We start from the raw sequence: 13,696 nt of genomic DNA, 5'->3' as shown, positions 1-13,696 counted from the left end.
ATCAAACTGAAAAGACTCGTAATTATTCCGCTTTTAATCTCAAATGAGAGATGACTGTTTTCGGATCCTGGAATTTATACCTGATCTTTTCATCATCTTTAACTTTCTGAACACCTTCCAAAAGGATCTTGTCGGTTTCAGAAAGACCGCTTGCTACCACGTATAGGTCAGGCATTTCACTTGCAATGGTAATGTTTCTGGAATGGATCACATCGTCCTTTCCAACTACAAATACATACATTTTATCCTGGATCTCATAAGTTGCTTTCTGCGGAATAATCAGTGCCCCACGTAATGGAACCACCATTTGTATTTTACCGGTTTCACCGTTTTTCAACAGCTTGTTGGCATTTGGAAAACGTGCCCTGAAAGCAATGTTGCCCGTTTCTCCATTGAATTCACTTTCAATCACCTCTACATTCCCCTTTTCTGGCAACACCTGGTTATTGGCCAGCAGCAGACTCACTTTTTTATCGCCACGGTCTTTTACATTCATCTGGTAGGATAAATATTCAGGCTCTGAAACATTGAAATAAGCGAATACCTGACTGTTGTCAGAAAGACTGGTCAGCAATGCGCCTTCATCAATCAGACTTCCTAATTTCAGTGGAATCCGGTCAATAGTTCCATCAAATGGAGCCTTGATCTCCGTAAATGATAAATGGAGTTTCGCCAGGGAGACTTCTGCTTTAGCGGCATCCAGTTTAGCCTGTGCTACTGCCTGTTCATTTCTGGAAACTACATTTTTATCGGCCAGCAGTTTCACATTTTGTAGCTCTATTTGTGCTTCTTTTACTTCCGCCTGAGCCTTTAGCAGCTCCGCTTCATAAAGTTTCGGCATGATGCGAAATAACAACTGTCCAGCCTTAACAGACTGTCCTTCATCAACGTAGATGTTTTGAAGGTAGCCCTTTTCCTGAGCGCGGATCTCAATATTCCGTACTGAACGGATTTGAGATACATATTCTTTAGTAAACGAAGTATCAGTTTTTAAAGGATTGGTAATGGAAAACTGACTTTCTTCTTTTTTCTCTTCTTTTTTTGTGGTACAGCTTGTAAAGTTCAACAAGGCAACAGCGCCTGTCAACACGAGTATTTTCTTCATGAGTAATTAATGGAAATTAAGCGAATAAATTCCTGGAATTCATAGAATTCCAGCGTAAGGGTTCTAAACGAAGGTTACGTATTGCTCAAATTCTCAGTACTCGTTGCCTGATGTAGATTGGTGAAGAATTGCCGGAAAACGGCTCAAAGGGTTGATAATGCTGATGATCAGCATCAGCGATTAAAATCGAATAAAAAGTCAGGTACCACCTGTCCAGGAAGTAATAATCCTGATGTAAGTTCTTAGCAGGAAGTTCTTCGTTGCTCAGGTGTTCCTCATCCAGATCTAAATCAGCCTCTTCGATGATATTAATATCCTGGCCAGCACCCCATAATTTTGGTCGCTCAGTTTTTGCAAGTCTCTGATTGGATGGACAATGTTTAGCATGATGAGGCGTATCCGCATGAAGATAGTGCCCTCCGCATAGTAGGAAGGTAAACAAAGCCACGAAAAATACGACTACTCTCATTTTGGTCGCAAAAGTAATCAAAGTATTGAAAGAAAAAAATGAATATCCAGAAATTGAAAATCGCGTGATATTTGATCAAAACTGCTAAAATCAATTCGAATTCATTTTAGCAGTTTTGATCAGGGCATTCCTGGACTGTGTGATGAAGGAATAAATCCCTGATACTTATAAGTTAATTTCCTGAAGTACGTCAACCTGATCCAGAAAGTATTTGTCGTGTGAAATCACCAGCAGCGTACCTTTATACTCTTGAATTGCATCGGTTAAAATCTCTATATTTTGCATATCCAGGTTATTGGTAGGCTCGTCCAGTACAATTAAATCCGGACTTTGGTTGCCGATAGTTAAACCGCAAAGAATCAACCTCATCTGCTCTCCTCCACTCAGCGCAGAGCAAGGCTTCCCCCATTGTTCCTTCGCAAATAAAAACCGATTTAAGCGGAGCTTGATTTCGTGTTCCTGCAATGCTCCTGAATTGAACTGTTGAGCTTGTTCGTACACATTGAGTTTAGCATCAATGATGGAATATTCCTGATCTACATATACCGCGGTAAACCCTGTCCGTTCTATACTGCCCGATTGTGGTTTTAGTACCCCTAAAATTAGCTGAACCAAGGTACTCTTCCCAGCTCCGTTTTCGCCATGGATGACTAAACGATCCCCTGACCTGATCTGAAAATTCAAACTTTCCCTCCAAAGTAACTGCCCGTCATAACCAAAATTGAGGTCTTTTGCCGTCATCAATATTTTACCGGTATGCAGTACAGAAGAATCGAGATTCATTTTCATCCGATCTGCCTGGGGTAAATCTTTGCGCAATAAACTCAGCTCCTGCGAGATGGCATCTAGTTTTTCGGCATGCACACCTTTCAGACGTGAAGTGCTTTTCTCCGCGTTATTCCTTAGTGTGTTCATCATAATTGTCGGAATGCCTGCGTTCTCCTGCTTTCGCTTTCCTCTGGAATCCAGTTTCTGCTGTCTTTCTAATGCGCTGCGCTCTACTTCTTTCGCTTTTCGGAAGGCCTTTTCTTTACTTCTTAACGTCTGATCAAAAGCCTCCTTTTCTATGGCACGCTGTGCGGTATAAAACTCATAATTGCCACCATACCTACTGATTCCATCAGGCTGCAGCAAAACTACCACCTGTAAAAGGTTCAGCAATTCCCGGTCATGGCTAACAATCACTAAAGTTTTTCTACTCAGCTTAATCTCTTCATAAAGCAGCATTCTGCTTTGCCTATCCAGGTGGTTGCTGGGTTCATCCATCAAAATGATCTCCGGCTGATGGATTCGAATTCCCGCAAGGAACACCTTTGATTTTTGTCCACCGCTTAAAGTTTTCATTTTCTGATGAAGATCGAGGCCATCCAGCTTCCAGTAGGCAAAGCTCTGCTGACAGCGGGATTCAAAATCCCAATCGTCATTTAATACGCCGAGGTTTTCCTCCGTCATTTGCCCGGCTAAAATTTCCTGCATCGCTTTTAGCTTAGCCTCCAATTGCAGGACTTCCGCAATGCTCCAGTCATTATATTCCTCCAAAAGCTGAGGAACATAATAAGGCTGGGATGCGGCTTTAACCGATCCACTTACTGGCAGTAATTTTCCAGCCATGATTTTTAGCAAGCTTGACTTTCCAAGGCCATTATTACCAATTAAGGCAATCTTCTCCTGTGGATTCACACTGAAATTTAAGGATAAAAATAGATGATCCCGATTGGGATGCTGGTAGGTAAGACTATGAAGATGAAGCATAAAATCCTTTCTTTTTATTTAAAAAAATGAGGTAACCAGATTTCTGGCTGCCCTTTATTTTCGGAAAGAATTGGATCCTACATGCTGTTTTTATCAATTAGTTTAGAAATGCAAATATAATAATTTTAATTTACTCCTTCAGGTTTCATAGGTTTGCAGGATCAATCGCAGTAATTATGGAAAACAAAATATCAGCAGCAGACTTAATTATCAATCCGGATGGCAGTATTTACCATTTGAATTTATTACCTGAAGACCTCGCCCAAACTGTGATCACCGTAGGAGATCCGGATCGCGTTTCAGAAATCTCTAAGCATTTTGACCGCATAGAACTTAAAAAAGGAAAGCGTGAGTTTATCACCCATACTGGTTATTTAGGGCAAAGAAGGATTACCGTGATTTCAACCGGAATCGGAACAGATAATATTGACATTGTATTTAATGAATTAGACGCCCTGGTCAATATTGATTTCGAAAGCAGAATGGTCAAAAAAGACCTGACCTCACTTGATATTATCCGTATCGGTACTTCAGGAGCTATTCAACCAGATCTGCCGATGGGGACCATTCTAGCTTCTTCGTTTGGCTTAGGTTTAGATGCCTTGATGCAGTACTATATCCATGAACTTTCTGTAGATGAACGGCCGATTTTAGAAGCGTTCCATACCCATTGTGCACATATTAAAGGGATTCATCCTTATTTAACCGCTGCCGATGAAACCTTATTGCAAACAATTGGGGCGGATATGGAGCAAGGAATCACGGTTACTGCACCAGGTTTTTATGCACCTCAGGGCCGACAAGTTCGCGCTAAAAATTCCATACCTAATTTTATTGCTTTACTCAACACCTTTCAGCATGGCAAATACCGGATTACAAACCTGGAAATGGAAACAGCAGGAATCTATGCACTGGCAAAAGTATTAGGCCATAAAGCGCTTTCTGTAAATGCGATACTCGCCAGCAGAGTGAATTTTGAATTTAGTACAACCCCAAATAAAGTAGTCGATCAGGCGATCCGAATGGTATTGGATAAGCTAGGTTAACCCTGGCCGTTAACCCTGATTTATGTTAAAAGGATTTTAAAGATTTCCAAACAAAACAGGCTTTACTGTGTTCCATTGATAGATATAGAACGAATAGTTATGTTTGAATTAATAAAAAATAAAGTCCGAATTATAGCTGCAACATCATTGTTAAGTACCTACGATACAGAAGAATTAGATGCAGGAAAAAGATTTGTTGCCATCCTTGCTGGCGCATATATCTTTCAAAAAGGAATCAGAACCATTTCGAAACATCCCATCATAGGGATTCAGGAAGCGGTACTTGGAGGTATATTGTTATATAATGGTACGGTAGGTATCCATAAAAAGATCGTAAAAAAACCTAGAGAGCTTTCTGACATCAGAAAAAACCAGATTCAGGGAAATGACCCAAGATCGGCAGTACCTGCCTTTGTTTAAATTATTTGATCGGCCGGAGGCCCCGGCCGTATCACCTAAATTGTAGACGACATCAGCTTTCTGACCTGAACCGAACTTAGCTTATTGTCTTAGTCTGGTGTGAATTTCAGAATCATATTTTATAAAAAAAACAGATCTGCTAAATTATTTAAATATATTTAGCAGATCTGTCAATATAATAGCCAAGCACTCTGACACTCAACTAATAGAAGTAAAGCACAACTAATTCTTTTGTTAAATTTTTGCTGTTTTTACTGGTTTTGAAGTCATATAGAAAGTTAATTTTCCACCTTTCAAAATATCTGAATGTTTGATCAAATTATTGCTAATAACAATGCCATTTAGCAGTACTTTTTGCACGTAAACATTCTTGTCACTCTGGTTGATCGCTTCTACAGTAAATGTATTTCCACCTTCCAGGTTTAGCGTCGCAGATTTAACTGCCGGACTGCCTAAAGAATATTCATCTGAGCCTGGTGCCACTGGATAAAATCCTAATGATGAAAACATATACCAGGCACTCATCTGACCACAATCGTCATTACCACCCAAACCATCAGGAGTGGGTCTATACTGCATTTTTAGAATGTTCCGCACCCTGGCCTGAGTTTTCCAAGGTTGTCCTGCCCAATTGTATAAATAAGCAACATGATGTGCTGGTTCATTTCCATGTACATATCCGCCAATAATCCCTTCACGGGTAATGTCTTCTGTATCTGCAAAAAACTCATCAGGAAGGTGCATATTGAACAAACTGTCGATCCTTGCGCCAAATTTCTGCTTCCCTCCCATGATATTCATTAAGGATTCCGGATCCTGAGGAACAAAGAAGCTGTAATTCCAGGTATTGCCCTCGATGAAACCCTGTCCGTGGGTACTCAATACATCAAATTCCTTTTTGAAAGAACCGTCTGCTAATTTTGGACGCATAAAACCAATGGTTTTATCATACACGTTTTTCCAGTTTCCAGAACGTTTCATGAATTCTTCATATACTGGCTGGTTATTTAATTTTTTAGCGATTTGTGCAATACACCAATCGTCATAAGCATATTCTAAAGTGTTCGAAACAGAGGTTCCGCTATCTTCTGCAGGAATGTAACCCATATCAATATATTTTCCTATTCCTTCATAACTGCGGTGATTAGCGGTCGTAATACAAGCCTCTAATGCTTTTTTGGCATCTCCACTGTACACACCTTTAATGATGGCATCAGCGACTACAGAAACGCTATGGTAGCCACTCATACACCAATTATCGTTCGCATAGTGCGACCAAACCGGCAGCATTTTTAAAGCACTCTGGTCATAATGGGCCATCATAGACTTGACCATATCATTGTTACGCGAAGGTTGGATCAGGTTGAAAAATGGATGTAAAGCCCGGTAAGTATCCCATAAAGAGAAGGTGGTATAATTGGTAAAACCGTCTGCCTGGTGCACGTTCTGGTCTAAACCTTTGTACTGCCCATTTACATCGCCATAAGTAGTAGGATTGATAAATGCATGATACATCGCGGTGTAGAAATTCACCTTATCATCTTCAGAAGCGGCAATGTTAATCTTGTTGAGCTCCTTGTTCCAATCGGCTTGTGCCGCTGCTTTTACACGGTCGAAATCCCATCCTGGAACCTCGGTCTTCATATTTTCCAGCGCATTGGTCTGACTCACGGGTGACAACGCAAACTTCACTTTTACCTGCTCCTGCGTGTCAGTATCGAAGTCGAAATGCATCCGGATTCTCTTTCCGGCAATCTCCGGGAAGTTATGATTTTGGTCGAACTTTCTCCAGAATCCCTGATAGGCCTGTTTTTTATCAAAATTCTTCTGTCCATAGCTTTTAAAAGGCTTCGAGAACGTCATAGCAAAATATACAGTTCTTGTTCTCGCCCATCCGTTGGTTTGACGGTAGCCGGTCACTAAGGTGTCATTCACCACGCGTACGTAAGTCCATACTGTTTTGTCGTCATAATTATAAATCCCTGACATTAAATCCAGAATAATGTGCGACTGGTCAGATTTTGGAAAGGTATAACGGTGCATCCCTACTCGTTTGCTGGCTGTTAATTCTGCCTGAATCTGGTGGTCATCCAGTTTCACTTTGTAGTATCCCGCTTCCGCAGTTTCATTAGCATGAGAATACGCAGAGCGGAATCCACTTCCCGGCACATCCGCAGTACCCGGGTTCATTTTTAAAACGCCTTGAGTTGGCATCACCAGAAAATCACCCAGATCCGAATGACCAGTACCGCTAAAGTGCGTATGACTAAATCCAACAATCGATTTATCCTCATATTTATATCCTGCACAGTACTTATACACGTCTCCATTGTACTTGCCGTTTAGTTCATAAGAAAGGGTATCTGTATCCGGACTCAGCTGCACTGAACCAAAAGGAACAGTGGCTCCTGGATAGGTATGGCCCATTTTCTGGGTCCCAATGATCGGTTTTACATACTTTACCAATTCCTTTTGTGCCTGCGCAGAAAGGGCTGGAAGCAGTATACAAAACAATAATGCTTTTTTCATTTGTTTAAGTTGAGGTTTTTTTACAATGCTCTAAGGTATAAATAATTGGTAAAAATCCACTCTAATTAAGTTGCTATAACGTTTAATCTAATATTAATACTTTTCTCCTTTTTACAAGCAACTGACGCCTGATATGAGAATGTATGGGTAAAAACCGCTATTTTTGCCCCCAGAATAAATTATAATGAGTAAACTCGGTAGAATATTGGTAGCCATGAGTGGCGGAGTAGATAGTTCAGTGGCAGCAGTGATGCTGCACGAACAAGGATATGAAGTAATCGGATTAACCATGAAGACATGGGATTATGCGACCTCAGGTACCAGCAGTAAGGAAACCGGATGTTGCAGTCTGGACAGCATCAATGATGCTCGTACATTGGCGGTTAATTACGGATTTCCACACTATATATTGGACATCAGGGATGAGTTCGGTGATTATGTAATTGATAACTTCGTTGATGAATATCTTGCAGGCCGTACCCCTAACCCTTGTGTTTTATGTAACACCCATATCAAATGGGAAGCGCTATTGAAACGTGCAAACAAACTGGATTGTGAATTTATTGCAACTGGTCACTATGCTAACGTTAGAGAGCACGACAATGGTCGTCATGTGATCTCTAAAGGTCTGGATGAAAATAAAGATCAATCTTATGTACTTTGGGGTGTTTCTCAGGAAAACCTTGCACGTACTAAATTCCCATTAGGATCGTTCGCAAAGGCGGATATCAGACAAATGGCTTTAGATATGGGGCAGGAAGAACTGGCTAAGAAAAGCGAAAGCTATGAAATCTGCTTTGTACCGGATAATGATTACCGTGCTTTCTTAAGACATAAAGTAGGTGATTTAGAAGACCGCGTAGCTGGTGGAAATTTCATTACCAGTGATGGTATGGTGGTTGGACAGCATAAAGGTTATCCTTTTTACACGATCGGACAGCGTAAAGGTTTAGGAATTGCTTTTGGTGAACCGATGTTTGTGACGCAAATCCTTCCGGAAAGTAATACGGTAATGTTAGGCAGAGCCGATGAGCTGGAACGTCATGAAGCCATGGTTAGAAATGTGAACCTGATTAAGTATGAAAACATTTTAGCACCCATGACTGATGTGGTGACTAAAATCAGATATAAGGATGCAGGAACCCTAAGTACTATTGTACAGGAGAATGATAAAATGAAAGTAGTATTTGATCATGCTGTATCTGCAATAGCACCGGGTCAGTCCGCAGTGTTCTATGAAGGAAACGACCTTCTTGGTGGCGGTTTCCTTTGCTAAGCTTAGCTATCTAATCGATCTGAAATGGTATAAGGTGCAGCAGTTTTAATACGCTTGCCCTTATATCTTTCAAAATAATAATCCAATCTTCCCAGATTAATCCCAGCAAATCCTACCTGATTTATAGTGGTGATTTTTCCATCCAGATTCAATACATCTTCCGGCTGATCCATAAAAGTATGGGTATGACCGCCGATAATTAAATCTAAATTTCTGGTGTTTTTAGCCAATACCTGATCAGAAACTCTATCACTTTCATATTTATAACCTAAGTGTGATAAACAGATCACCAGGTCACATTTCAACTCATTTTTCAAAAGGCTGGCGGTTTGATTTGCTGTTTTAACCGGATCTAAAAACACGGTGTCCCCATAGTTGACTTCCCCCACCAATCCTGCTAATTTAATTCCTATCCCAAATACCCCGATCTTGATGCCCTGCTTTTTGAAAATCTGATAAGGTAAAGTTGATTTGTTTAATAAGGTATTGGAGAAATCGTAATTACTGCATAAAATTGGAAAGTTGGCATGCGGCAATTGTTTGTAGAAACCTGCTAAACCGTTGTCGAAATCATGGTTCCCCATTGTTGCGGCATCATAATTCATTTCCGACATCAGTTTAATCTCCAGCTCTCCTCCATATTTGTTGAAATAAGGAGTACCCTGAAAAATATCTCCTGCATCAAAAAGCAATACGTTATTTTCTTGTGCACGAATAGATTTGATCAATGCCGAACGTCTGGCAGTTCCCCCTAATCCTTCATATTTCGAACCATCCATTGGGAAAGGTTCTATTCGGCTGTGCACATCATTGGTATGCAAAATGGTCAGTTTTACCACATCTCCGGCAGCTATGGCATCAAAAGCATTTAGGTTTAATGCTGCAGCAGCCAGCACCCCTCCTGTTTTCAGGAAGTTTCTGCGATTAATTTTTTGTAATTCTTCCATCTAATTTTGGATTTATTGTTTTTCCAGCAGCCTGGTTTTCTTTAATATAAGTGATCAGTGCATCGCGCATTCTCACCCCTAAAATCTTTTTCTCAATTGGGTTTTTAAAGCTTTGAACGTTGTCGCCTCCATCCGCTACATAGTCGGAAGTTAACACGCGATAGTTTTTATTTGGATCCAAAGGCTTTCCATTGATCATGACCTCCCTTGGTTTGTCATTCACAATTTTCATTCTCAAACCGGCAACAGGCTGTCCGCCTTTCTCCGCAATGTAATTCAACAGGTTTTGGACGGCGGCCGGACTCAAAGTAAAGACCATCATTTCATTCTCAAAAGGCATGACTTCAAAAACATTGGATAGTTTGATATCTCCTTTGGGAAGTGCCACCCGAATTCCACCATTGGTGGATGGCATTGCGAAATCTATAGTCGGATCATATTTGAGGGCTTCATGAAGCAAAGCATCAGAGAAGAAGTTTCTTAGCAAATTTTCAGCAACAGGCTGATCGTCTTTTCTATCCAGCTTTTCCATCAGTACTTCGGAGTGTCCAATTACGGTATTCATCTCCTGATCCATCTTAATTTTATAAGGCAGATAGGTTTTGATCACCGCACTGTCTACTGGCTGATCTTTGTTCATTTTGTACTCAGCCCAGTTACTTTTAACCACCATATAATGTGAACTACAGGAAAGCAGCATTGGGATAGTTCCTAAGAGCAGGTATTTTTTGATTGAATGAATGTGTTTCATATCGATTTGAAAGCACAAAGGTAAAAAACCCTAGGCTTATATTGTTTTTTTTTGCTTCTTTACCGAATATGAAAATGCTACTCAAACCAGCTGCGATGCTGGGATTATTCTCTTTATTTCTGATCGTTTTAAGTGCTAGACCTGCTTTCAGTCAGAAAAACCAAATTGACAGGATCAATTTAAATTGGAGCATGTACAAAAAGCTGAACAATTCTAATCTTCCATATATTGCTTATACTGCACACCGAACCTTACATCAATATCGTGCCACTCAAAAAGGAAGTCAGTTTTCTTTAGTATTCAAGGTAGGTGTTTCATTGGACGGACAGCAATCTACTGTTGATCTGCGCAGATTGGCTACACTGGGTGAAGAAGGTAAAAAGAATTTGTTGAATCATGAACAGGGTCATTCAGATCTGGCGGTCATCTATGGCAGAGTTCTATATAAATCTCTAACTAAAAAAGTATATTCCGTAAAGAATTATCAGAATGAAGTGAAAAAGATTTATGATGATACCTTAAAAGAACTTGCAGAAATACATGCCCGATATGATATGGAAACTTTACATGGTGAAGAACAAGCGCCACAGGCTAAATGGGATCTGTATTTCAAAAAAGAACTAAAAGCTAGCTAATCCAGCTGCTGAGTACCATTAGCCGTTTCCAGCGCCCATGCTGCTTTTCATATATGGCCGTTTTTCCAGAAGCACATTTAAATCCGCAATATTGACTGTAATTAAAAACACAAATCGTATTCGCTCTCAGAAAAATAGGTCTTGAAAACATGAAATAACGGTAAACCTTGTTTTTAGCTAAATTCCCCCAGTAATCCAGATTACCTTTAGCATATAACTCTAAGGAGTCTGAACTCAGCATTTTGCCTCCATCAAAGAACTGGTCGGGCAAATTTTGGGATTTTAAGCCTCCTATTTCCTTTTGAAGCAAAGCCCGCTCTATTTCAGAAAAAACCAGTGTATCCTTTCTATAATTCTGAATACTGTCCCCTGGAGCTATCTCCGCATAAAGTGTATCGGGATGCACTGCGGATCTTAAGTAGTTCCACTTGTCAGTATCTATTCCAGCCAGATAAAACACCTTTCCATTCATTTTTTGATGCTTCCTAAAAAACCAGTTTAGAAATTCTTTTTCTTGCTGAACATTTTGCGCATAGCTGTTATTCAGCAGCAACAGCATCATGGACAAAAACAGGAAGCGCTTAATTTTCATGAGATAGGATTTTGAGGCGTAATTTACTTGAAGATGCAGATTTTTAACGTTTTTAAGAAATCATACCTGACCATTTCAATAAGCAGCAGCTATCATTTCTAGTTTCCCTTTCTTTATGAACCCGATTTCTCTCCTACACGATTTCTTTTTTAACAAAATAGAGAAATTAACCTGTCTGTAGGCCCCAAAACTTGATATCATCGTATTTAATCAGTATTCTTGACCCTACACAACAACACAAAAGAAACCAAATTATTAATTCTAAAAGAACCAAAATTAGATGAACGCTAAAACGTTAAGTCCAGACATTTTAAAAACCAAAGAACATTTTCACATCCTCGATGGGTTACGCGGAGTAGCCGCAGTAGCCATTGTCATTTTCCATTTCATGGAAGTAGTCTTTATTCCTTCAAAAAATTTCATCGGTCATGGTTTCCTTGCCGTAGACTTTTTCTTTTGTTTATCCGGATTTGTCATTGGCTATGCGTATGACGACAGGATCGGAAAAATGGGAATCTTAACCTTTTTAAAAACCAGACTGATCCGGTTACATCCTTTAGTGGTTATGGGTTCAGTATTGGGTCTGCTCGCTTTTCTATTTGACCCTTTTGGTTTGCATAATGAAGTGTATAGTGCCGGAAGAATGGCACTCATCTTTTTAAGTTCTGTTTTATTAATTCCTTTTCCTGTAGTATCAGAAAGATATTTCAATCTATTCAGTCTCAATGCACCTGCCTGGTCCCTGTTTTGGGAATATGTAGCCAATATGGTTTATGCCCTGGCACTCTACAAAGCGACGCGTAACCTCTTATTGATCTTAACGATTTTGGCTGCTGGTGCCATCTGCTATATCGGCTATTCCAGCGGAAACCTTCTTGGTGGCTGGAGTGGAGAAACCTTTTGGCATGGTGCTGCCCGTATCTCCTATTCGTTTTTAGCAGGATTACTGATCTTCCGTTCTAAATGGATCATCAAATCAAACCTGGGCTTTGTAGGATTAAGCATATTACTTTTACTCGCTTTCCTTATGCCGGATAGTCAATGGAACTGGATCACAGAACCATTAGTAGTATTGATTTATTTCCCATTATTGATCTGTTTGGGCGCTGGAGCTAAACTTCAGGAAGGCGTAAAAAAACTATGCATTTTCTCTGGAAACATCTCCTATCCGCTATACATGACACATTATATGGTGCTTTGGCTTTTTGCTGACTATTACACTACTTATAAACCAGATGCCACCCAATTGTTTTTTATCATCTCAGCTGGAACTATGCTACTGGTTGGTTTCGCCTATCTGGTAATGGTCATTTATGACATCCCTGTTAGAAGATACCTGATGAATAAACTTAAGAAAGGATAACCTCCGTTATCCATCACCACACCCCGTATATCTTTCATAAACACTGCAAAAGAAACGTCCTTTAGCCCTGATTAGGCAAAAGGACGTTTTTTTTAATCAATCAGATCTATATCTTAGCATGAAATTCTTCCTATGCCTGAACCCACTGAATCAATTTACTGGCAATCTTTTAAAGCCGGCAATGCAGACGCTTTTGAGTACTTATACCGAAATTATTCATCAGGGCTATACAATTATGGATCAAAATTCAGTCATGATAAAGAGCTGATCAAAGAGTGTATTCAGGATCTTTTTGTAGGAATCTGGACGAGAAGGGATACCCTTGGAAATCCTGTGCACCTTAAAAACTATCTTTACAAATCCTTCCGGCACCTAATTTTCAAAAAGGCTTTCCAGCTGCAAAACTTTGAGAGTTATGATGAGGCTCATGATAACTACGCTTTCCAGGTCAGCTTAAATGTGGAAGAAGCGATGATTGATGGAGAACATCGAATCAACGTATCTGCGCAATTAAATCTGGCGATGGCTAAACTGACCCCCAGACAAAGGGAAGCGGTCTTTCTAAGGTTTTATGAACAATTGAGTTATGAGGAAATTGCTGAAGTGATGGACATTTCTGTAAAAGCCAGCTACAAAATAATGGCCAGAGCATTGGGTTTCCTGAAAGAGAACTTGTCTAAAGACGATTTAATGCTGCTTTCTCTATTGTTACACTTAAAACTATTAAACTGACAATCAGCTTAATATCAATTATTTCTATTTTTTATTCCTTTTCATGGGGTAATCTGCGGCAAGACCAGCTAATAGGATC

At 39.9% G+C, this 13,696-nt stretch carries 13 protein-coding genes; 6 read left to right on the top strand and 7 right to left on the bottom strand.

From position 1 onward, the window contains the following. Nucleotides 1-22: 22 nt before the first annotated feature. The 3 genes from AQ505_RS13765 to AQ505_RS13755 all read right to left on the bottom strand — a co-directional run bounded on the left by AQ505_RS13765 (nt 23) and on the right by AQ505_RS13755 (nt 3,326). Nucleotides 23-1,105 carry an efflux RND transporter periplasmic adaptor subunit gene (locus AQ505_RS13765; RefSeq protein ID WP_062548710.1) on the bottom strand — a complete coding sequence of 361 codons (1,083 nt, stop codon included), beginning with the start codon at nt 1,103-1,105 and terminating at the stop codon, nt 23-25. Between the two features lie 85 nt (nt 1,106-1,190). Further along, entirely contained in the window at nt 1,191-1,574 is a 384-nt protein-coding gene (locus AQ505_RS13760; protein ID WP_062548709.1) for a hypothetical protein, read from the bottom strand. Nucleotides 1,575-1,739: 165 nt separating this feature from the next. After that, nucleotides 1,740-3,326 (bottom strand): ABC-F family ATP-binding cassette domain-containing protein, encoded by a 1,587-nt coding sequence (locus tag AQ505_RS13755; RefSeq protein ID WP_062548708.1) that lies wholly within the window; start codon nt 3,324-3,326, stop codon nt 1,740-1,742. Between the two features lie 176 nt (nt 3,327-3,502). Between AQ505_RS13755 and AQ505_RS13750 the strand changes: the two genes are divergently transcribed. Together AQ505_RS13750 and AQ505_RS13745 are read left to right on the top strand one after the other, a co-directional pair. Then, nucleotides 3,503-4,372 (top strand): nucleoside phosphorylase, encoded by an 870-nt coding sequence (locus tag AQ505_RS13750; protein WP_062548707.1) that lies wholly within the window; start codon nt 3,503-3,505, stop codon nt 4,370-4,372. Between the two features lie 99 nt (nt 4,373-4,471). Further along, complete coding sequence (locus AQ505_RS13745) at nt 4,472-4,792, top strand: hypothetical protein (RefSeq protein ID WP_062548706.1); 321 nt, start codon at nt 4,472-4,474, stop codon at nt 4,790-4,792. Between the two features lie 234 nt (nt 4,793-5,026). Here the strand turns inward: AQ505_RS13745 and AQ505_RS13740 are convergent, their stop codons facing one another. Then, on the bottom strand, nt 5,027-7,321 hold the full coding sequence (locus AQ505_RS13740) for a GH92 family glycosyl hydrolase (protein ID WP_062548705.1): 2,295 nt from the start codon (nt 7,319-7,321) through the stop codon (nt 5,027-5,029). A gap of 184 nt (nt 7,322-7,505) precedes the next feature. Here AQ505_RS13740 and mnmA point away from each other — a divergent pair, with 184 nt between their 5' ends. Continuing rightward, nucleotides 7,506-8,597, top strand: a complete 1,092-nt coding sequence (mnmA, locus tag AQ505_RS13735) for a tRNA 2-thiouridine(34) synthase MnmA (protein ID WP_062548704.1) — start codon at nt 7,506-7,508, stop codon at nt 8,595-8,597. A 2-nt stretch (nt 8,598-8,599) separates the two neighbouring features. Here mnmA and AQ505_RS13730 read toward each other — a convergent pair whose 3' ends face one another. Together AQ505_RS13730 and AQ505_RS13725 are read right to left on the bottom strand one after the other, a co-directional pair. Further along, entirely contained in the window at nt 8,600-9,544 is a 945-nt protein-coding gene (locus AQ505_RS13730; protein ID WP_062548703.1) for a bifunctional metallophosphatase/5'-nucleotidase, read from the bottom strand. Next, the gene (locus tag AQ505_RS13725; protein ID WP_062548702.1) at nt 9,522-10,295 is read right to left on the bottom strand and encodes a 5'-nucleotidase C-terminal domain-containing protein; all 774 of its coding nucleotides are present in this window, start codon (nt 10,293-10,295) and stop codon (nt 9,522-9,524) included. The genes AQ505_RS13730 and AQ505_RS13725 overlap by 23 nt, the downstream gene beginning before the upstream one ends. Before the next feature lie 74 nt (nt 10,296-10,369). Here AQ505_RS13725 and AQ505_RS13720 point away from each other — a divergent pair, with 74 nt between their 5' ends. Further along, nucleotides 10,370-10,930 carry a DUF922 domain-containing protein gene (locus tag AQ505_RS13720; RefSeq protein ID WP_197286181.1) on the top strand — a complete coding sequence of 187 codons (561 nt, stop codon included), beginning with the start codon at nt 10,370-10,372 and terminating at the stop codon, nt 10,928-10,930. On the opposite strand, the gene AQ505_RS13715 is transcribed toward AQ505_RS13720, so the two are convergent. Then, nucleotides 10,923-11,522, bottom strand: a complete 600-nt coding sequence (locus tag AQ505_RS13715; RefSeq protein WP_062548700.1) for a hypothetical protein — start codon at nt 11,520-11,522, stop codon at nt 10,923-10,925. The genes AQ505_RS13720 and AQ505_RS13715 overlap by 8 nt on opposite strands. Before the next feature lie 280 nt (nt 11,523-11,802). On the opposite strand from AQ505_RS13715, the gene AQ505_RS13710 reads away from it, so the two are divergent. Both AQ505_RS13710 and AQ505_RS13705 read left to right on the top strand, forming a co-directional pair. After that, on the top strand, nt 11,803-12,885 hold the full coding sequence (locus tag AQ505_RS13710) for an acyltransferase family protein (RefSeq protein ID WP_062548699.1): 1,083 nt from the start codon (nt 11,803-11,805) through the stop codon (nt 12,883-12,885). Between the two features lie 132 nt (nt 12,886-13,017). Further along, nucleotides 13,018-13,617, top strand: coding sequence for an RNA polymerase sigma factor (locus tag AQ505_RS13705; protein ID WP_062548698.1), 600 nt, complete (start codon nt 13,018-13,020; stop codon nt 13,615-13,617). The last annotated feature ends 79 nt before the right edge of the window (nt 13,618-13,696 follow it).

Source organism: Pedobacter sp. PACM 27299 (assembly GCF_001412655.1).
Lineage (GTDB): Bacteria > Bacteroidota > Bacteroidia > Sphingobacteriales > Sphingobacteriaceae > Pedobacter.
This window is presented reverse-complemented; position numbering and strand designations above follow the sequence as displayed.